We start from the raw sequence: 20,655 nt of genomic DNA on the forward strand, positions 1-20,655 counted from the left end.
CCGCCAACAGACGGGGACTGCTCTTAAAATTATGACCAAGGCCGTTTTAATATTGCCTGCATTAAGACACCTTGCCGCAGGTTTTTTCGTTTGAGCTGGGTTTTTTTGTGCCGGTGTTTTTGAAGACTTTTGGCCTTAAGTTCTTGGGGAGGTACTGCTTTTTCAGGGGGCAGGCTCAAAGCATCCAACTCCTGTTCGAAGGCGGCCACAGCTTCCGCAAAATCATCCGCTCGATCTCCAATGCCACGCTCTTTTTTAGGAGCGGGTGTTTTTTTATTAGGCTGGTCAACTTCTGTTTGTTCTTCTTCGCTACTGGCTACCGTTTTTTCTTCCGCTTGCTTTCTTTCCTTAGCCTTCTTGGCCTCGGCAGCCTTCTTGGCATCGGCCGCTGCTTTGGGCATCGCAAGACGGCGTTTGGGCTGGCCAGGCCGGTATTTATCGACAATTTTTCTCAGCGTGGAAAAATCAAACTCACCTGTTTCGTCGGCCTGCTGGACTTCGTCACTAAAGGCTAAAATGATCTCCAGGAGGGTCTCCAGCCAATCAAAGCCTGCCATTAATCCTCAGCTCCTTGGCCAACCTCATCTTCCCCACCGAGGGCTTGCCGCATGCTGGTATCGGCGTCAATATTTTTCATCCGGTAGTAATCCATCACGCCCAGATGACCGGCGCGCAAGGCTTCCGCTAGGGCGAGAGGGACTTCTGACTCTGCCTTCACCACGGCGGCCCGCATTTCTTGGGTCTTGGCAATGTTTTCTTGCTCATTAGCCACCGCCATTGCCCGGCGTTCCTCGGCCTTGGCTTGGGCGATGCGTTTATCTGCTTCTGCCTGTTCCGCTTGTAATTTAGCCCCGATATTTCGACCGACATCAACATCCGCAATATCAATCGAGAGGATTTCATAGGCCGTCCCAGTATCTAGGCCCTTCTTCAAAATCGTTTCAGAAATGGCATCAGGATTCTCCAGCACGTCCTTGTGGGATTCCGAGCTCCCGACGGTCGTCACAATCCCTTCGCCAACGCGAGCAATAATGGTCTTTTCCCCCGCCCCGCCGACGAGGCGTTCAATATTAGCTCGCACGGTAACTTTGGCCTTGGTTTGGACTTCGATCCCATTCCGGGCAACCGCCGCAATAATCGGTGTTTCAATGACTTTCGGGTTGACGGACACTTGCACTGCTTCAAACACTTCCCGGCCCGCCAAGTCGATGGCAGCCGCTTGTTCAAATTCCAAATCAATGTCTGCCCGCTGAGCGGCAATTAAGGCATCGATCACCTGATTAATATCACCACCGGCTAGGTAGTGAGCTTCGAGGTCATTAATATTAATCTGCAGGCCAGCTTTCGTGGCTTTAATGAGGGGGCGAATAATCGATGTCGGATTGACCCGCCGCAAACGCATGCCAATCAAGTCGCCGACCCCTACTTTTACGCCGGAGAAATAGGCCGTTACCCAAAGGCCCACTGGAACAAAAGTGAAGAAAATACTGATAGCAACTAAAATAACAACGAGCACAATCGTCCAACTGATATTATTCATAACGTCTTACCCTCCATTGGCCATTTTTACTGGTAAAAATCTCGACTCTTTCCCCACTATCGATCACTTCATGGTCACTCATGACTTGCACAACTTCCCCGTTTTGGAGTTGCACCTTACCCACCGGCCGCAAAGGGGTGAGTGTCGTGCCCACCCGACCTAATAGGGAAGGCTCCTCATTATTCGACTGGAAGCCGCGGTCCCGAGTCAACTCGTTATTTAAAATCCAAGGGCGAAACCAACGATAACGGCGATTTAAGCTGAAAAGTAAAAGCAGTAAGTTCCCACTCAGTAGCAAGCCAAACAGTAAGCCCACCGCCGCCACCGGCCAGGAAAAGCCAACAAGCACTAGGCCGTAGTAGAGCACGCCGAGCCCTAAAAGCCCTAGTAGGCCGAGCGTTGGTAGGAGTAATTCTAAGCCTAAGAGTAAGCAACCAGCCGCAAAAACAAAACGAGCCAAGGCGCCAGCCTCAGGCATCAAAGTCATATAAAGGACAAGACAGCCCAAGCCTAAGCCCGCAAAAACACCGGAATGCCGGCCACGAATCGCTAAAAAGAGCAGGAGTAAGCTCAAGGCTAAAAGTAGTGTCAACATGCCATCACCTCCCTAAAATTTTAAGCCAGCCGACTACAATCAAAATTTCGCTTCTAAAGCCTTCAGCACCGCTTTCGGAACTAGGCCCGCTAAGTCCCCGCCATGGCGGGCAATTTCACGCACCAAACTGGACGAGAGGTATTGGTACTTCTCCTGCGGGCAAAAGAAAACTGTTTCCAATTCAGGGGCTTGGGTTCGATTGAGCCAAGCCATACTCGCTTCATAAGTGAAGTCCGCTTCATTGCGAATACCACGAATTAAAACCTGGGCCCCCACTTCCTGGGCTAAAGTCACCGTGAGCCCTGCCGGCAGGGCTTGCACTTGGACATTGGGCAGGGGAGCAACAACCTCCTGGGTTAAGGCTAAGCGTTCTTCGGGACTCAGGAGGTAGGCTTTGCTGGTATTTTGGGCCACCGCGACCACAACCTGGTCAAAAAGCCGGCTCGTCCGTAAAATCACATCATAGTGTCCCAGGGTAATGGGGTCAAAGCTGCCTGCATATAGGCCACAAAGTCCTGCCATGCTACTGAATCTCCTTACCTTCTATTTTACCAGTTTTTCCTCATTTTCCGTCTTTTCCTGCTTGCTAGCTTTCTTTTTGTTCCTTTTGGGAGCGTCCTTAGCGTTATCATTAACAATGGGTTGCTTAGCACCCGCGCCTTTACCGGGGTTTTTATCCTGGTGTTTCAATAAGTCAGCCAGCACCTTCTGCCCTTCTTCCGGCACCAATTCGCCGTTAAAATCGGCTTCCTTGGCTTTTAATTTCGCCTTCAAATCCTTAGCGGTATACACGCCCGCTGGCACCAGCATATCACTCGAATTGATTAAGCCGTCGCCATTTTGATCTTTGACGTTGAGGTATAAATTATCGACCCCATATTCAATCGGATAGAGAATCGTTGATTGGGTAGGCCCGAGCCCTAAATTTTGCCGCAAGGCATTGGCTAATTCACGCCGGCCTTTTTCTTTGACCAGCATATAATACCCAAAGCTCAGATTAAGATCTTGAATATCTGAGACCACCAATTTTTGAATATTTTTTAAAGCAGCCAGATAGTTGCTCTGGAGGACATACATATCACCAATGGACAGATTCGTTTTCACGCTAGCCCCAAGTTTTTTCGTAATTTCATCTAAATTCGTGATGGTATCTAAACTGAGCACCTTGTCGGCGACCGCTTCCACCATTTGCTGCTGGCGTTTCTGCCGGCCGATGTCCCCTTCTGGATCCTTCTTGCGCATGCGGACATAGTGAATCGCTTCGACGCCCGATAATTTCCGACGCTTGCCCTTGTCAAAATGAACGCCATTTTGGGTAAAAGTCTGCGTGGGCGTAATTTCGATGCCGCCCATGCCGTCAATAATATCGATAAAGCCTTGCATGTCCACATTCACATAGTAATCAATTGGTAAATCCAAATAACGTTGCAAGGAGTTTAAGGTACCGCTAATACCATACTTCATGTAGGCGTGGTTTAATTTATCGAAATCATTGGTGGTATCCATGGGCCCCAAAGCGTCGCGAGGAATACTGGTGAGGACGGTGCGTTCCTTTTTGGGATCAATCGTCATCAGCATCATCACGTCGGTCCGCCCATCCTTCACGTCTTTATAAAACAGGGCCCCTTTATCCAGGCCGGTTAATAAAATAGACACGGACTGCCGATTTTCCAAAGCTTCGTCTGGATGGCGTTTCCGCTCATATTGCACTTCTTCATACACACTCTGACCGAAATAGTGGTAGGCCCAAACGCCTAGCCCCAGCAAAAGCACGACCAGCAAACCCAGCCCAACTAAAAACACTTTGAAAAAGCGTCGGCAACCTTTTTTCTCTGTCACCTGCTTTTCCTTGAAGAGCTGTCGTTTTTCTTTTCCTGCTTTTGCTTTCTTTTCAGTCATGTGGCTTCCTTCTCTATCTTAAACTCGGGGGGTTATACAAGCCGATGAATCGTCTTAACTAGGCTTTGGGTCGATTAAAATCAATCGCTAAATCAAGAAGATTTAGTTTTTCATCTCCAGGGAAAGGCTGTTGCATGGTAAGGATTTTAGGTTCCTTAGCGGTGATCACAATTGTATGCTCATATTGGGCACTAAAGCCGCCATCAATGGTACGAGCTGTCCAGCCATTGCTATCCATCTTAGACTGCCAAGCGCCCGTATTCACCATCGGCTCAATCGTAATCGTCATGCCTTCCCGCAAGCGTTGGCCCCGGCCGGCTTTCCCATAATGGGGCACCGCAGGATCTTCATGCATAGTCGGTTGGATCCCGTGGCCCACAAATTCCCGCACGACGGAGAAGCCTTCCCCTTCAACATAGGTTTGAATGGCATGGCCAATGTCCCCAATACGATTACCGGGCACGCATTGCTCAATACCTAAATATAAGGCTTTCTTCGTAACAGCCATCAATTTCGCAATCTTAGGATCCACTTCACCAATAGCAAAAGTCGTGCAAGAGTCGGAAAAGTAGCCATCAATCGATAGCACCGTATCGACCGCACAGATATCACCATTTTTTAGCACGCGATCATCCGAAGGGAAGCCGTGGCAAATTTCATCGTTAACGGAAGTACAAGTCGCAAAGGGATAGCCTTCAAAATCAACCTCTTCCGGAATAGCCCCCGCAGCACGGATCTTCTTTTCAACCATCCGATCAATCTCACCAGTCGTAATGCCAGGTTTCATGTGCGGGCGTAAAGATTCCAAAATGTCGGCCAACAAGCGGCCGGCCCGCTCCATGCCCGCTATTTCTCGTGGTGATTTAATGGTAATCACAAGTAATCCCTCCATTATTATTTTATTTGTTAATTTTATGCAAATTTTGCATGCGTATCAATATTATTATAACGTACTTTAAGCGCATAAGATACGCTTAACAAGGAAGTTTGGCAAGCTTAGCGAAAAATTGACAATTTTCATATTTTAATAGAAAATAAACTCAATGACTAATCCCATTACTTGAAGAGAGGAGAACGCAAGTTTAATGGCAAAGACGCAAAAATTTGAGCAGGTGGCCTACCTGTATATTAAGGATCAAATTATTAATCAACAGTGGGCCGTCAAGCATCATATTGTTGAGAGTGATATTTCGGATAAGCTCATGATGAGCCGCAGTCCCATTCGGAGTGCCCTAGACGTTCTGGAGAAGGAAGGTCTCATCATTGCCCGCCCCTATCGCGGTTATTTTGTCAAAACAATTCCCGATGAGAAGCATTTGCTCCCCTTACGCATTCGTTATGCTCTCATCCTTTGGTACCGCCTCCTCGACCGCATGGTAAAACACGAGGCCGATGGACGCATTATTAAAAATCCTCTAGAAAGCCACACGAAAAAGCTCAAGCAAGCTTTTGAAGATGGCGAAGAAGAATACTTCTATCATCAGCTACTGGAGATCTTGGCCCTCATGTTGCGCCTCGCCCAGCAGCCTTTTTTAGAAGACGAATGTCTCAAAGCCACCCAAACCCTTATTGAAGCCATTAAACAGGCCCTAAAAGAAGGCCCCAACGCCTTCAAGGCCTCGCAAATTTGGATTTACATGTATGTTGAAAATATCACCCACCTCATCAGCCATAACCGTTTCAATGACTCCCGCGTCTTAAGCGAAATGCTCATCCGAAACGCCATCGAATGGCTACCTCCCCAAGTTCATGATGAGTTTTATAAATTTAACACTTATGAGTTAAGGTAAGAAGGCGAAGCTCGATAAGCAGGCAGGACCACTGGAGGACAATGACGCTGAGACGGCGTAGCATGGTCTCAAGTCATTGTTCGAAGTGGAGCCCAGCCTGCCGAGCTGAGCCGGACTAAAGAAGGCGAAGCTCGATAAGCAGGCAGGACCACTGGAGGACAATGACGCTGAGACGGCGTAGCATGGTCTCAAGTCATTGTTCGAAGTGGAGCCCAGCCTGCTGAGCTGAGCCGGACTAAAGAAGGCGAAGCTCGATAAGCAGGCAGGATCACTGGAGGACAATGACGATGAGACGGCGTAGCATGGTCTCAAGTCATTGTTCGAAGTGGAGCCCAGCCTGCCGAGCTGAGCCGGACTAAAGAAGGCGAAGCTCGATAAGCAGGCAGGATCACTGGAGGACAATGACGATGAGACGGCGTAGCATGGTCTCAAGTCATTGTTCGAAGTGGAGCCCAGCCTGCCGAGCTGAGCCGGACTAAAGAAGGCGAAGCTCGATAAGCAGGCGGGACCACTGGAGGATAATGACGATGAGACGGCGTAGCATGGTCTCAAGCTTCACACCCTTTGTAGTTGGGCTCAGGCCTAAAAGGAGGCGTGCGTTATGCACTAAAGTCAGAACCGCACTAAAAGTGCGAACCTGCCTTTATGACATAACGTCCTCCTTTTGGCCGGCCTTCACACCCTTTGTATGCGAGAAAATCGCTTTCGTGCTATACTAAAAATAAATTAAGAGACTGGAGGGATGCCCTATGCCCAAAGCGCTAGTCGTTTATGCTAGCCTGACAGGTAATACGGAAGAAATCGCTGATATTATGGCAAGTGCCTTGGAAGATCAAGGTGTGGAAGTTGATGTCAAGGAATGTACGGAGGCTTATGCAGAAGACTTCCAAGATGCCGATATTTGCGTCGTTGCGACCTACACGTACGGGACAGACGCCGACTTACCTGATGAAATTGTTGATTTCTATGAGGAATTAGGCGAGGAAGATTTGACCGGTAAAATTTTTGCCACACTCGGTTCAGGAGACTTATTTTATGAAAAATTCTGCCAATCTGTCGATGACTTTACCGAGCAATTTAAAAAAACTCACGCTCGCCAAGCTGGTGAAGCAGTCAAAGTCGACCTTGACGCGGAAGAAGACGATATCGTAGCGATCGAAAAATTAGCCAAGGAATGCTTGGACGCTTACCATAATCAATAAAACATGAAAGTTGGAGGAGATTGTTTCATGGAAAATTTTGATGAATTACTGCAAAAATATGCGGAACTACTCATTAAGAAGGGTATCAATGTCAAAGACGGCGACAATGTCATGATCTACATCGAAACGGCTCAAGACACTTTCGGTGAATTGCTTGCCGAAGAAGCTTACAAGGCCGGCGCTAAAAAAGTTTACTTCACTTGGACCAACGAACGCTTTGGCCGCCTCAATTATGAATACATGGCTACCGAAGACCTCGCCCATGTCCCCGACTGGGCGATCGAGAAGGAAAAACTCTTAATCGGTGAAGAGAAAGTTTCCCGCTTGTCAATTGTGTCGCAAGATCCTAACACCTTAGACGGCATTCCTACTGAAAAAATTCAAACCGTCACCAAAGCCATCAGTGAAGCCTTGAAGATTCGCCGGGAAGCCACCATGAAAAATGACGTGAAATGGACCTTGGCAGCAGCAGCTAGCTATAATTGGGCCCGCCACATCTTCCCAGATCTGGCTGATGACAAGGAAGCCTGCGTTGACAAATTATGGGAAGAAATCTTTAAAACCTGCCGCGTTTATGCTGATGACCCAGTGGAAGCTTGGAATGAGCACCGCGATAACCTCGCCACGCATGCCGAGTACTTGAATAAAAAACAATTCAAAGCCTTGCACTATAAAGCCCCTGGCACGGATATGACGATTGGCTTGCCTAAGGGCCATATCTGGACTTCCGCAGAAAGTATTGCCACCAATGGCGATGCCTTCATTGCGAACATGCCGACCGAAGAAGTCTTCACCGCCCCCGACACGCGCCAGCTTGACGGTGTCGTCCGCTCAACCAAGCCACTGGCTTACGCTGGTAATTTGATTGAAGGCATCGAAATCCACTTCAAGGATGGCAAAATTACCGATATTGACGCCGAAAAAGGTGGCGACATCATGAAGAAATTAGTCTTTGATAATGAAGGTGGGACAGGCCTCGGTGAAGTTGCCCTCGTGCCCCACAGCTCCCCCATTTCCCAAAGCAATATCACGTTCTACAGCACCCTCTTCGACGAGAATGCCTCCTGCCATATTGCGATTGGGGCGGCTTATCCTTTCACGGTGGAAGGGGCTAAAGACCTCTCCGATGAAGAGCTTAGGGAAATTGGCTTAAACGTCAGCAACGTTCACGTCGACTTCATGATTGGTTCAGCCGAAATGGATATTGACGGGATCACGGCAGATGGCCAAGAAGTACCGATCTTCCGCCAAGGAGAATGGGCAACACCCCAAGACTAGTTTTTGAGCCAAGGAGGTAGAGATGACAAAAAAAGAAGAACGCCAGCGACAAATTATCCGTCGCTTGCTTGAACGCGACGACATTAACCTCAAAGATTTCGATGTCGACGAAGCCCTTGAACAGCTCGACCAAGGTTCCCCCAAGCTCAATTGGTTTTATGTCATCTTGGCCTTGCTAGCTATTTTCGGTTTTGCCTATGCCATTATCGAATTTGCCCCCCGAAATGACCTCCCCCAAACTTCCAATTTTGAGGAGGTCACTGAGCAAATCAAAGAACAAAATAAAACGATTGAAAAACTTGAAGAAAAAACAGAAGAATTAGAGGAACGCCTCGATGAATTGGAAGAGCGCTCCTAACTTTTCCCCCGGCTTTGGCTGGGGGTTTTTTATATGCAAAAAGCACCCAGAATATTTCTGAGTGCTTAACCTTAGCGCGCATCCCAAACGCTTCGCTTAAATTTACTTCGGTTCTACCATAATTTTAACTTGCTTTTTCTCATGGGCTAAGGCTTCAAAGCCTTTTTCCACAATATCTTCCACTTTGATATGGGCAGTGACGAAGTCTTCTTTTTGGAAGTAGCCCGCCTGCATCAATTTCAACACTTCGGGGAAAATATGCCGGTAAGCAATAATTCCCTTCATCGTTTTCTCCTTGATGACTAATTCATTGGGCTTAATTTCAGCACCAGTCTCCCAGATACTGATCACCACACACTCGCCCCCATTTTTAATGGCATCGAGCGCTTGTTGGAGCACCACGGGCACCCCCGTCACTTCAAAGGAGAAGTCCACCGGTCCGCCTGCTAAGTCGTGGATTTTTTCTACCGGATCACCTTCATTAGGATCCACAATAATGGCACCCAATTCTTCAGCTTTTTCCTGGCGTTCTTTGGAGAGTTCTACCGCATAAATATCGGTCGCTCCCGCAGCTTTCAAGGCATCGATCGTCAATAAGCCAATCGGCCCACAGCCAAAGACTGCCGCTGTGTCCCCTGCTTTAAGGGCACTGTTTCTGACAGCATACAAGGCAACCGCCGCAGGTTCAGTCAAAGCACCCTGCTCAAAATCAATCCCCTCAGGAAGAATATGCACTTGGTCTTCATCAACCACCACATATTCCGTAAAAGCCCCGTTAGACGCCAAGCCAACGAAACCTAAATGAGGATCCAAGTTATAGTCCCCTTGTAGGCCGTCTTTTGCTAAAATCGGCTCAACCGTGACCGGATCACCGACTTTAACGCTGGTGACCCCTTCACCGACTTCCACCACTTCACCCGAAAATTCATGGCCCATGGTGAGCGGAGCCTTCACACCGGAATAAGGGTGCGGCTCATCAGCAGGCACAAAAATAGGTCCGCCTAAGTACTCATGCAAATCACTCCCGCAAATCCCAGCATACTTCACAGCAATCTTAACCTGCTGTTTTTCTGAAATTTGCGGCTCATCGATGTCCACCACACGAATGTCCTTGCGGTCAAAAAATTGGGCAGCTTTCATGGTCATTTTCCTTTCTAATTTAAGCGTTATCTAAAGCTTAGCGGAGAAAAATCACCCTGTCAAATTCTTGTTCTGCCAATGCATTAATCGCTTTCAATAAGTAAGCATGTTTTTGATAAGGGTAACAATAACTAACCGCTAAGAAACCGTGTATTCACAAGCTTTCAGAGACTCAATATTTGCGTAAATAAAATAAATAAACGCAGAAACGCTATAGTAAGCGCCTTCCTTAATTTTACAAAAGCCTAAAAATAAAAAGGCCTGGGAAAAACATCGTTTCTGAATATAAAACCGCAGCAATTTTTTAAGCCATTGCTACGGTTTAACGTGCTTTAAAAGACCTCCTTAGCTCGAATGCTGATCATAGCCGAAGCGATCAAAATTCTGATAAATCAAAGCTTTTTTTATGCCTTTTACTATTGAAATTGACTTAATTCAAAAGCCCCAAAAATTTTAATCAGCTAAGAGGGCCTGCATGCCCAGTAGCCAGTCACGGTAGACATAAGCGATCACAGCTAAATAGCCGAGGTAGAGGCCGGCCCCCATGAGATTAGGTAAAAAGTTTGCACATAAAATAAAGCAAACCGCATGACTAATCAGGAGAAAGGCTTCCTTACCGGAGCCTTTTAAGTTAGGGAATTTAAGCTGCGAGGCATAGAGGAACCAGGCTACATAAGCCATGGTTGTCGCAACCGCCACCGACAGCATGCTCTTCAGCAGTCCGTTGGCCAAAAACACAAAGGTAAAGGCCGAGAGGACGTAGATGACACTATCTCGGAAGTATCGGCGTTCGGACACGGTGGATTTATAGAGATTCGCAATTAAAATCCTAGAGAGCATAATGTAGGGAATGCTGATAAAAGTAATCGCTAAAAGTTCAATGGACGCCTCGAATTTCGGCAGAAATTCTTGAATGATCAGCCGAAAAACAAAGAAAGCTAAGCCACTACCCACCCCCAATAGCAGGCAGGCACGCTTGATGACATTTAAAATTTGTCGGTCATGCCGCTTGGAAATGACATTGTAAAACACCATCCCCACGGCATTCACAATCAGAAGAATCACATTCAAGATCGAGTTCTGAAAATTATAAAAGGCAAAGTTTTCAAGTCCATAGCACCATTTCACCACCCAGTTGCCCACGTTTCCCACAAAGGTGAGAGACATATTCGCTAAAAGAATGAAGATCCCCACCCGAAACAAGGGCCAGTGGTCTTTAGGATGGAGAGAAGGCGTTAAGCCGAAATTCCTGAGAAAATGCCATTCAAAATAAAGGGTCAAAAACAAGTAACTACAAATATTTAGCAAAATATAAGTCACGTAGTAGTCCGTATGGCGAATAAAAACGGCCACCAGTAAAATGAGCACATAGAAAACACTCCGACTAATGCTCCCCCGCGTATACAAGGCAAATTGCCCAGTCGCCTGCAGGTAATTTTGGTGGAAAACATTAATGGCATCGAAGAAAGCTGTCACGGCAAAAAGGGCAATGATCAAATTACTGACAAGGTAAGCGTAGCCCAGCATCAAGACTAAAACCAAGAATTGAAAGGCCAAAACAAATTGATGCTCTTCTTGGAGTGTTTTGGTATCAATATCCTCCTCCCGCTGGCCGCCATATTTGATATAGATTCCATCATTAAAGCCGCAATTAAAGAGATAAGTTAAGCTAATGTAGAGAACATATTGCTTATAGCGACCGTAATCCGCCACCGTTAAAATCATCGGCAGTAAAAAATTAATAATAAAGCTCGTGCCAAAACCAACAATATTGGTAATGGCCACGCGAATAATATTTTTTAGTAGATTCAAAGCACTCTCTCCATTAATTTAGGGTGACAACTTACAAATGCTCAAAAACAACTTCCGGTCCAATTTTCTGTAATTTTTTATAGTGGGTTTTGCTTTCCTGGCGCAGGAATTGTTCCAACGGGCCATCTTTGCTGGCATCCTTTAAGAATTTATCTTCAAAAATGAGTAACTTAGGCGGGTGCGCCTGAAAACTTTTGATAAATTCCTCATTCAGCGAGCGATCTTGGCGCAAATCCATGGCCGGTAAATTAAAATAACGCCCAGGAGCATGATAGTTACGCATCAAATAAAGCGCCCCACCGCGACGATGAACATAAATGGTATCCTCTGGCCGATTCTTCTGATTCATCAGACGCCCAATTTTCTCATTATTAGCAACTTGTAAACGTAGCTTTAGTGCACGCTTTTCCAATTGCCTAGAAGGATAGTTGTCCTGCTTAGGCTGGCTGTTTCGAGCGCCTGCCACTAACTGAGGCACAGGCGTATCCGCATTAATCAGGTAGAGTTCATTATATAAGACTTGACCTTGCGGCCAGCAAAAGTAAAGCGCCCCTGCCCAGAGGCCACAATTGATGAGCCAAGCCCAAGGCCGCCCCTCAAAAGGCCGGAGGAAGTCACCCAAAAGCACCAAAAGATAAGGCACGAGCGGAATGAAGTAATGGGCATACAAACGCCCCGATAAAAAAGTTGAAAAAAAGGTCAAAGCCAATGACAGGAAAAAGCCCAAGCTAATATAGAAATGCCTAGGCTTTTCTGGCTGGGTTAAAAACGAAAAGACGCCCCCAGTCAGGCCTAATAGCAAGCACATGACACTGCGTTTGCCAAAAGGCGTAGCTAACCAGTCCAAAAAAACGGCCCAGCGGTTCACATGCCCTGCACTGACATAGAGCCAATTGAAAGTGATAGAGAAGTAAAGCATCTCCCCTAAGGCTCCCTCATAAGCTAAGTAGGCCACCCAGGGCAAGACATAAGCGAAAATACCCATAAAGATGCCGAATAAGCCCTGCTTTAAAGCTGACCAGTCTTTATAATATAGCCAAGCAACGAAGAAAAAGCCCAGCAAAGGTAGCCAGCTCACTATCATATTGGCGCGCAAATTGAAGGTAAAAGCCCCACCCAAGCCCAGGAAAAAATACTCGCTAAAACGCAAATACCCCCGCTTAAAATAGCTAAAGTAAAGGCACAGAGCCCCCATGATCATCGGCAGGGCATAAATTTCCGTAATATTCCCTCCTGACAGTAGCCAGGCCAACAAAAGAAAGCTTAGGACCACGACAAGGAAGCTTTTACTGCGATCTAAAAATAGGCGAAGGGTTTTAAAGCCCCACAGCGCATAAAAAAAGAGGGAGGCAACTTCCACCCACCAAATGCCCCCAAAGCGTTGCACATGGGGCAAAAGCCAGCCCAAGGCATTTACCAGCATAATACTGGGACCTTTGTGGTCGGTAAAGGACAAATATGGGACCCCGCCTTGCACCCATTCGCGGCCCATGTAAATAAACATACTGCTATCATGGCCTGGCAAAACCTGCGACCAGGGATTACTCCTCAGTAATAAAGAAAAAGCAAAGGCCAAAACTAAGAGGGCCAAGCCCATTAACAGGCTACTGCCCTTCAGGTGCTGACGTTCCCACATCATCATCACTCCTCGAACTGGCTCGCCAGAGGGTCGTCCAGTTTAAATTTAGAAAGAAAAACAGCCCCGAGAAGAGTCGAACTTCCGACACATCGTTTAGGAAACGATTGCTCTATCCACTGAGCTACGGGGCCATACGTCTATTATAGCCGACGCTTCAAAGCATTAAAAGCATAACAGAGAAAATTATAGGCTGCAACCGGCCAAGACAAGCCTTCTAATTGCCGGTAAGTGTGCCAGGTACGCTTAAGCGCCTTAAACTTATTGCTGGAAACAGAGCCTTGCACTTGCCGGTAATGATTCAATACCTCATCCAGCAAGTAAGCTGTCACGCCCCGCTCCCGCATCAGCATCAGCCAGGTCGCCGTATCTTGGCCCTTCCGAACCAAAGGCATCCGAAAGTCCCCCAGCAAGCTCACATCAATCACCACCGTGGAACAAGCGATCGCCGTATTTTTCAGCAAGCCGCTGTAAGTCAATTGCTTGGGCAAGCTGACACGCTCTTTCAGCATTTCGCCCGCCTCACTGATTAAGGAAAAATTGGTATAGGTAAAGGCCAAATTTTGCTCCTGCATAAAGGCCAGTTGCCGGGCCAATTTTTCCGAGTCCCACAAATCATCACTATCCACAAAGGCCACATACTGGCCCCGAGCTGCTGCTAGGCCAGTATTTCTCGCCACCGCCGCCCCTTGATTTTTTTCATGGGTCAAGACTTTTAACCGCTCATCGGCTGCGGCCGCCTTATTAAGCAAGGCTTTTGACTGATCAGGGCTGGCATCATCCACTAAGAGCCACTCCCAATCGGTGTAGGTCTGCGCCTTTACAGCCGCTAAAGTGGCGGGTAAAAATTTCTCGGCCTGGTAAACAGGGGTCACAATGGACACTAAACCTGGAATTCTTTTCTTCATCTTATCCCTTCTTAGTAGACATGAATGACCTTCAGTGGGCCACCCCAGAGCTTGGCTACTTGGAATTGCTGCTGCAACCAGGCCTTATCCGTTTGGCCAGCATCGATCCAAATGACCAGTTCCTTTAAGTCCTCAGGCAAGGCCTCACATTGTGCGTGCGTTTCTTGCTCCGAGAAAATTGGCTCCCCTGCTTGCCGTAATATGAGCCGTTTTTGCGCCGGTAAAGTGGCCGCCTGCCGGAGCTCTGCCTCAGCTGTCTCCCGTTTTTGGTTAATGAGGAAATGAAGCATCGGCAAGGCCCAACTATAATCAAAGGCATAGCGTACTTTCCCTTGCTGCCATTGCCACAGGAATAAAACAAAGGCCGTCGCAAAGACACCTAGAAAAGCACCCAAGAAGGCGTAGACTAAAAGGGGACGCTGGTTTAAGCCCACGTACTCACTCAGAGTTTTTGGACCAGACACTAAACGCTGGTCATCCTCGGTAAGGAAGTTTTCCATCGTCGGAGCTTCTAACAAGGTCATGTCAAAGTCCTTAGCAAAGGCTGGAGTTTGGTTTTTAATCTCCTCAAACATGGCCTCGGCAACCTTCATGTTTTCCTCTTCCGATTGGCCGACTTGGACACGCATGGTCACCACGCCAGAAGACATATCGCGAATACCGGCCAAGCCACCGCGGAATTCACTCGTCTGATCAATGCCCAGTTGGCATTCTGACTGGTACCATTTTTCCAAGTCCACACCCGTCTTTTGGGCTAGCTTGGCTCGTTCCTCCTTGCTGCGGAAGTATTCATCAAACACGAAGGAATTCATAAATTGATTGCCGTCTTTTTGCATGGCAACAAAACGGAAGGAAACTGGCTCCGTCTCATAGGCTTTTTCTAAATAGTCGGCCGCCGCCTTAATTTCTTCGGGGCTCGCTTGACTTGTGTCATTCAACAACTGGTCAGCCGTTTTCTGCTTGTGCAAATAGCCTGCCCCCGTCACTAAAATAGCAATGATTAAGGTCCCAGCCAATAAGGCCAGCACATGCTCGCGCACAAAGCGCCAAAGCTCACTCAATAATATGGATAAACTCATCTTGCTCCCTTTCTAAGCGGCCCTTTTGTCTCTTGTGCTGCCGCTCGTCCTGCTCTAATAATTTCACAAAGGCAATCAACAGGCCAAAAAATACCCAATGCCATTCAATCAGCAAATTATTGGCACTGGTGGTACTGGCGGGAATGAAGGCCACCATAAAGGCTGCCAAACTGCAAGCGATGGCTCGCTTGGGACCCGCTAAAGTCAGCCGGCGCACTAACAGGCGGTAGAGGAGGAAGAGGTAGGCGGACGTATAGGCTAGAAAAACCGGAATGCCATAGCCCACCAAAATCTCCAGCCACCAGTGATGGATATTCACAATCCCATTGGTGCGTAACTCACGGTAGCGCTCCATCCACACTTCAATATTCCCCGCCCCGACCCCTAAGCCAAAGGTCTCAGCGAGGAAGACGAGGCCTTCCCGCATCAAATTCAAGCGGACGGTGTCCCCACTCAAACGGCCGCGGAAGGCCTGGTCAAACAAGCTCAGCAGCTTACGGGCAATCGGCGGCACTAAAACCACCGCCGCCACGATGGCTAAGCTCCCTAAAATAACGACCAGCCACCATTGCTGATGGGTCAAATCCCAGCGGAAAGCCGTCAGGAGGTAGATTACCGCAAAAATCAAGCTAGCCAAAACGGCCATACGGCTGCCCGTCCTTAAGACCAGGAAAAACGTCGCTGGTAGCGCTCCGAGGCTGGCAATTTTCCCCCAAGGCGTCCGAAATAAGTAAAACATACACACACTTAAGGCCAGATAAGCCACCAGCATAATGCCATAATCATTTTGATTGGCAAAAATAGTGATGGGAATACGGGTCAAGGGCTGGCTAGCAAAGGTGCCGAGCTTATCCAACTTGCTCATATCAGCAAAAAAATAGTGATTGGTTAAAATTTCCACATAACCCAGTGCCAAGAGGCCACTCATGGAAAGCCACATGGCAGTGGCCAGCTGGCGCCAAACCTGCCAGCGGTTGACCAGTAAATAGAGGGCCCAAACACTAAAAACCCCAAGCGTCAATAAAAATATAGCTTGCAGCCAATGCTTCATATCCAAAGCCCAAAGTCCCGAAAGCAGGGCCCAAAGCCACCAGAAGGCATCAGCCCCCGCTGCATAGCCGGCATATTGATCAAAGCGCCAGGTCAATTCCCGGCGCCTGAAGGCCAATTCAATGACTAATACCACCGGCAGTAGAAGCGCTAAAACCCGGTAGAGGGTTAATTGGGCGATGGGGGTCTGTACCGCTAAAAATTCTGTCCCTAAAAATACACTCATCACCAGTAAAATTAAGTAAATCAGCAAAGTCTCACCCCCACTTCTACCATTGGTAACTCCTCAGTTCACCTTTAAGAAAGCGACGGTAGAGTTCAGCCGACGCTTCATTACTAAATTTCTTCGCATCGAGGGCTTCTAAGCGGTCGGCCGCTGGCACAGTAGCCTGTGTTAAGCTTGCTTCCAGGGCCTGTAACCAAGCGGCAGGCGAAGCGTCAAGGGACTGGTAGGTTAAAAGCCCTAAGCCGAGATCCACTTCCCTAGTGATCACATCCGATAAGACGACGGGCACACCACTCGCCTGGGCTTCAACCGCTACCGTCGGCAAGCCCTCTGCCAAGGACGGCATGATGATTGTATCAAGAGCCGGGTATAAAGAAGCGATCGGCTCCACCCGCCCCAAGAGGGTCACATAAGCACTGAGCCCTTCGTCCTTTAGCTGCTGGCTTAACGTTTCGGCTAAAGGACCCTCCCCTACCACAAGAAAATGCCAGGGCAGGTTCGCTTGTTTAGCTGCCTTAGCCACTTGGAAGGTTAAACGGTGATTTTTTACGGTTTTCAAGCGGCCAATGTGGGCAATTAATTTTTTCCCCACTGGCAGTTGGAATTGCTGGCGGGCAAGTTTGGCGGCTTCCGCCTGGGCGCTAGGTGTGAGAGAAAAATCCCTAACCGCAATACTATTAGGAATTAAGACACTCTCGTCGCGCTTAAAGCTCGCACCAAAAATAGTGGCCAGAGCTTCCGTACTACAACCCACCGGCCGCTGGCTCAAAGAGCGGTTCAGCCACTGATCCAGCCACAAACCTAAATGACGCAAACGATAGGCCGACAGGTTCACGTAAGCGGTGTGCGCATGAACATAGAAAGCGGGCACCCCTTGCCGCTTGGCCATCAGCCAATGCACCAGCATGCGATAACCTGCAATGTGGCAGTGGACCACATCATAAGAGTGGGCCGCGTAAACATCATGATAGGCGGAAAAAAAGCGACGCCAGCCCGCCTGCTTGGGATTGGGGAGTTGGTAAACTTGCCCGCCCATACCTTCAATCGCGGAGGTAAAACTTGCCGGACAAGTATCAAATGTCACCACGTCAAATACGAGGTCACTGGTTTTTAAGGCGCGGGCCTTGTTTTCTAAGAAGGCGCTAATGCCTCCTCCGTAGCCACTCATGACTTGTAAAATTCGACGCTTCTTAAATGGCATGGTCTCCCCTCCCCATAGTAATTTTCTAGCCTATTGTACCATGCCCAATTGAAAAAGACCTTAAAAATATGTTAATTGTCAAGCGGAAAAGCGTAAAAAGCGCTTAAAAGCTAGCAAGAAAAAACACCGCAAAAGAGCAAAGCTGTTCTGCGGTGGCTGGTGTTTAATTTTCGTGGAAAATATCCCGCGTATAAACTTTATCCTTGACATCTGCGAGATCCTTAGCATGGCGATTGGTGATGATAAGATCACTCTCCGCCTTAAATTGGGCGAGATCATTATTCACCCGGTAGCCCATAAACTCCGGACTTTGCCAAGTAGGCTCGTAGACAATCACTTCTAAGCCTTCGCCGCGAAGAATTTTCATGACATCTTGAATGGCGGACTGCCGGAAATTATCTGAATCTTGCTTCATCGTGAGGCGATAAACCCCAACAATCTTAGGCCGTTTTTTCAAAATAGAGCTGGCAATAAATTCCTTCCGCGTCCGGTTGGCGTCAACAATCGCCCGAATAATATTATTGGGCACATCCCGGAAATTAGCGAGCAATTGCTTGGTATCCTTGGGCAGGCAATAGCCCCCATAGCCAAAGGATGGGTTATTGTAATGCGTGCCAATCCGGGGATCGAGGCCAATCCCTTCAATAATCGCCTTGGCGTTCAAACCCCGCACTTCGGCATAGGTGTCTAATTCATTCATGAAGGCTACCCGCAAGGCGAGGTAGGTATTGGCAAATAATTTCACCGCTTCCGCCTCTGTAGCTTCCATCAGTAAGATATCGACATCTTCCTTCTTCGCCCCTTCCGCGAGTAAATCGGCAAAGGCTTGGGCCGTGGCTGTCGTATCGCCGACAATAATACGGGAAGGGTAGAGATTGTCGTAAAGGGCCCGCCCTTCACGCAAGAATTCGGGCGAAAACAAAACGCGGTCTGTTTGCCACTGTTTGCGCAATTTGGCTGTGTAGCCAACCGGAACCGTGGATTTTAATACAATAGGGCAGGTTAAGTCCCGTGCGAAAATATCCGCTAAGACAGCTTCCACGGCGCTCGTGTCAAAAGAATTGGTCTCATCATCATAATTCGTCGGAGCAGCAATAATGATCCAGTCCGGCTCAGCATAGGCTTCCTTAGGATCGGTCGTCGCCCGCAAGGCCAAGTCCTCTTGGGCCATCATGTGCGTCATTTCCTCATCCTTAATATGAGGGCGACCGGAGTTAATAATATCCACCACTCGGGGATTAATATCCAAGGCGGTGACCGTGTGATGTTGGGCGAGGAGAATAGCATTAGCCAAGCCCACATAGCCCGCCCCAACAACAGTAATCTTCATAATAATCCTCTTTTCTTGACAAGGTTCAGTATTGTTAAGTGTATCACAAAGTGCAGGGAAACACCGCTTATGGCGGCTTAAAATTTTTATAAAACTAGCGGTAGCGGAGACTCTGGAGGTAGTACTTCAAATAAGTGCCCCAGTAATACAGGGTCGAATTGGCAAAGAGCCGGTCCTGCCATTTCTCATGGGGATTAATCGGTATACTTAAGAGTTCGGGAGCCAGTGCATCAATCATAGCCACTTCCCAATCCGTCTTTATGCGTTGGGGACGGGGAATGCGAATCCACAAATCCATCAAATACCGGCAGTTAAAAATCATTAAGCGATCCTCAAACCAATCATAGTGGTTAATATTATTACTAAGCCAACGCCCCAGCCGCTGCTCCCAAAAATACAAATCAAAAATGGAATAACCCGTTTGCTCGGTGTAAGGTTTAATATCTCGTAACCAAGCTGCCAGGTATTGATCAACCTTGGGATGGTAATTATGCAATTTTGTTTTTAAATAGGAAACTGTCGCCCGCTCCTCAGGAAAGTCACGACCGAAATTACTCTTCAACAAAGGCACAATATCTCCTGGTACCGGCCGCCTGGCGGATAAATCCGATTGGCTAAAGGTATAGGAGTTCTCAGCAATCCGTTCATTGTATAAAGGCCCCATCGATTCACGCAGGGCACGCATGGTGTTTTGCGGCAGACCTTGCCGCTCTAGTATTTGATATGGGAAAGCAAACCGTACACTCAGTTCACGCGCCACCCGCACGTCTGCATGCAAATTCATTTGATGCTTAAAGGTATAGGCAGGCGGCTTAAGGCCAGCTTTTTTCATCAAGGCTAAGACGAGGCGACTGTCCACGCCAGCAGTTAGGGGTAAGGCTAGGTCCCTAACCTTAGCCGCTGCCTGCAAGCGCGGGAGGAGAGCTGCCATAGTTTTTTCAATCACTTCTTCGCCACTCAAAGCCACGAGAGGCTGACGGGGATAGATGCGGCGAGCTTCCCCTTCCGGCCACTTCAGCATTTCATTGCCAAGTAAAAATTTTAAATGCCGGTAGAAGGTCAAATTATAAGGGAGGGGCTGCTGGCTTTCGGCAGCTTTTTTAATGGCTAAGGCCTCAGTATTTTCCGGTTCATAAGCTAGAACGGCCGAATCACGCTGGCTACTGGTTAAGTGCTTAGCTTCGCCAGGAATATAATAGCAAGGGATGGAATTAATTGGATCGGGTAAGGTCCAAAGCTCCCCTTGCCGATACAAAAATACCAAATAACGTCCCGACCAAGTGGCCAGACGTGCGAGGACGCCTTCCAAATGTTCTTCCCGACTTAACTTTTGAGCCAGTTGCTTTAAGTCGTCCGTTTTTTCTTGAATATCCCAGACATCACCAAAAACCAGCACGGCAAAATGCCCCGAAGCTTGGGCCTTGCGCCCAGGCCCCACCTCATAGTAGACATAGTAAGGCCCAAGCCGGCATGTCTCACGATCTAAGTCCAATGCTTCTTTTGATAAACAATAAATATAGCGCAAGCTTTTCTCCCCCCGTTTTCATCATGCTGTTGGTATGCTATGATTTCATTGTATCATGCAGAGAGAAAAATAGTGGCTTTCTGCCC

Annotated in this window: 19 protein-coding genes and 1 tRNA gene; 4 read left to right on the top strand and 16 right to left on the bottom strand. The window is 47.9% G+C overall.

Annotated elements, in window-relative coordinates; genetic code table 11:
* Positions 1–29 precede the first annotated feature (29 nt).
* The 6 genes from WF803_RS02705 to map are packed head-to-tail and all read right to left on the bottom strand — an operon-like array spanning position 30 to position 4,911.
* On the bottom strand, positions 30–557 hold the full coding sequence (locus WF803_RS02705) for a hypothetical protein (RefSeq protein WP_489611584.1): 528 nt from the start codon (positions 555–557) through the stop codon (positions 30–32).
* On the bottom strand, positions 557–1,540 hold the full coding sequence (gene floA / locus WF803_RS02710) for a flotillin-like protein FloA (RefSeq protein WP_489611585.1): 984 nt from the start codon (positions 1,538–1,540) through the stop codon (positions 557–559). The genes WF803_RS02705 and floA overlap by 1 nt, the downstream gene beginning before the upstream one ends.
* Entirely contained in the window at positions 1,533–2,135 is a 603-nt protein-coding gene (locus WF803_RS02715) for an NfeD family protein (RefSeq protein ID WP_489611586.1), read from the bottom strand. Before WF803_RS02715 ends, floA begins: the two co-directional genes overlap by 8 nt.
* A 39-nt stretch (positions 2,136–2,174) precedes the next feature.
* Positions 2,175–2,657: a pantetheine-phosphate adenylyltransferase gene (coaD, locus tag WF803_RS02720; RefSeq protein WP_489611587.1), complete on the bottom strand. Its 483-nt coding sequence runs from the start codon at positions 2,655–2,657 to the stop codon at positions 2,175–2,177.
* Positions 2,658–2,678: 21 nt separating this feature from the next.
* Positions 2,679–4,034, bottom strand: coding sequence for an LCP family protein (locus tag WF803_RS02725; protein WP_489611588.1), 1,356 nt, complete (start codon positions 4,032–4,034; stop codon positions 2,679–2,681).
* A gap of 58 nt (positions 4,035–4,092) precedes the next feature.
* Positions 4,093–4,911 carry a type I methionyl aminopeptidase gene (gene map / locus WF803_RS02730; protein WP_489611882.1) on the bottom strand — a complete coding sequence of 273 codons (819 nt, stop codon included), beginning with the start codon at positions 4,909–4,911 and terminating at the stop codon, positions 4,093–4,095.
* Positions 4,912–5,119: 208 nt separating this feature from the next.
* Here map and WF803_RS02735 point away from each other — a divergent pair, with 208 nt between their 5' ends.
* From WF803_RS02735 to WF803_RS02750, 4 genes are all read left to right on the top strand, one after another.
* Complete coding sequence (locus WF803_RS02735; protein WP_489611589.1) at positions 5,120–5,824, top strand: GntR family transcriptional regulator; 705 nt, start codon at positions 5,120–5,122, stop codon at positions 5,822–5,824.
* A 749-nt stretch (positions 5,825–6,573) separates the two neighbouring features.
* A complete protein-coding gene (locus WF803_RS02740; protein WP_489611590.1) occupies positions 6,574–7,026 on the top strand; it encodes a flavodoxin in 453 nt (150 codons plus the stop codon).
* A 27-nt stretch (positions 7,027–7,053) separates the two neighbouring features.
* Positions 7,054–8,304: an aminopeptidase gene (locus WF803_RS02745; RefSeq protein WP_489611591.1), complete on the top strand. Its 1,251-nt coding sequence runs from the start codon at positions 7,054–7,056 to the stop codon at positions 8,302–8,304.
* Positions 8,305–8,326: 22 nt separating this feature from the next.
* Positions 8,327–8,662 carry a hypothetical protein gene (locus tag WF803_RS02750; RefSeq protein ID WP_489611592.1) on the top strand — a complete coding sequence of 112 codons (336 nt, stop codon included), beginning with the start codon at positions 8,327–8,329 and terminating at the stop codon, positions 8,660–8,662.
* Between the two features lie 102 nt (positions 8,663–8,764).
* On the opposite strand, the gene WF803_RS02755 is transcribed toward WF803_RS02750, so the two are convergent.
* The 10 genes from WF803_RS02755 to WF803_RS02800 form a co-directional block, all read right to left on the bottom strand.
* Positions 8,765–9,808: a 2,3-butanediol dehydrogenase gene (locus WF803_RS02755; protein ID WP_489611593.1), complete on the bottom strand. Its 1,044-nt coding sequence runs from the start codon at positions 9,806–9,808 to the stop codon at positions 8,765–8,767.
* Between the two features lie 447 nt (positions 9,809–10,255).
* The gene (locus WF803_RS02760) at positions 10,256–11,614 is read right to left on the bottom strand and encodes a lipopolysaccharide biosynthesis protein (protein ID WP_489611594.1); all 1,359 of its coding nucleotides are present in this window, start codon (positions 11,612–11,614) and stop codon (positions 10,256–10,258) included.
* A gap of 31 nt (positions 11,615–11,645) precedes the next feature.
* Entirely contained in the window at positions 11,646–13,250 is a 1,605-nt protein-coding gene (locus WF803_RS02765) for a hypothetical protein (protein ID WP_489611595.1), read from the bottom strand.
* A gap of 61 nt (positions 13,251–13,311) precedes the next feature.
* Positions 13,312–13,384: transfer RNA gene (locus WF803_RS02770), tRNA-Arg, on the bottom strand.
* A gap of 9 nt (positions 13,385–13,393) precedes the next feature.
* Complete coding sequence (locus WF803_RS02775) at positions 13,394–14,158, bottom strand: glycosyltransferase family 2 protein (protein WP_489611596.1); 765 nt, start codon at positions 14,156–14,158, stop codon at positions 13,394–13,396.
* Between the two features lie 11 nt (positions 14,159–14,169).
* Positions 14,170–15,237: a hypothetical protein gene (locus WF803_RS02780; RefSeq protein ID WP_489611597.1), complete on the bottom strand. Its 1,068-nt coding sequence runs from the start codon at positions 15,235–15,237 to the stop codon at positions 14,170–14,172.
* Entirely contained in the window at positions 15,212–16,540 is a 1,329-nt protein-coding gene (locus WF803_RS02785; RefSeq protein ID WP_489611598.1) for an O-antigen ligase family protein, read from the bottom strand. Before WF803_RS02785 ends, WF803_RS02780 begins: the two co-directional genes overlap by 26 nt.
* 16 nt (positions 16,541–16,556) lie before the next feature.
* Positions 16,557–17,714: a glycosyltransferase gene (locus WF803_RS02790; protein ID WP_489611599.1), complete on the bottom strand. Its 1,158-nt coding sequence runs from the start codon at positions 17,712–17,714 to the stop codon at positions 16,557–16,559.
* A 163-nt stretch (positions 17,715–17,877) separates the two neighbouring features.
* Complete coding sequence (locus WF803_RS02795; RefSeq protein WP_489611600.1) at positions 17,878–19,044, bottom strand: nucleotide sugar dehydrogenase; 1,167 nt, start codon at positions 19,042–19,044, stop codon at positions 17,878–17,880.
* Positions 19,045–19,138: 94 nt separating this feature from the next.
* Positions 19,139–20,569: a hypothetical protein gene (locus tag WF803_RS02800; RefSeq protein ID WP_489611601.1), complete on the bottom strand. Its 1,431-nt coding sequence runs from the start codon at positions 20,567–20,569 to the stop codon at positions 19,139–19,141.
* Between the last annotated feature and the right edge of the window lie 86 nt (positions 20,570–20,655).

Source organism: Aerococcus sp. BD502, from assembly GCF_057919555.1.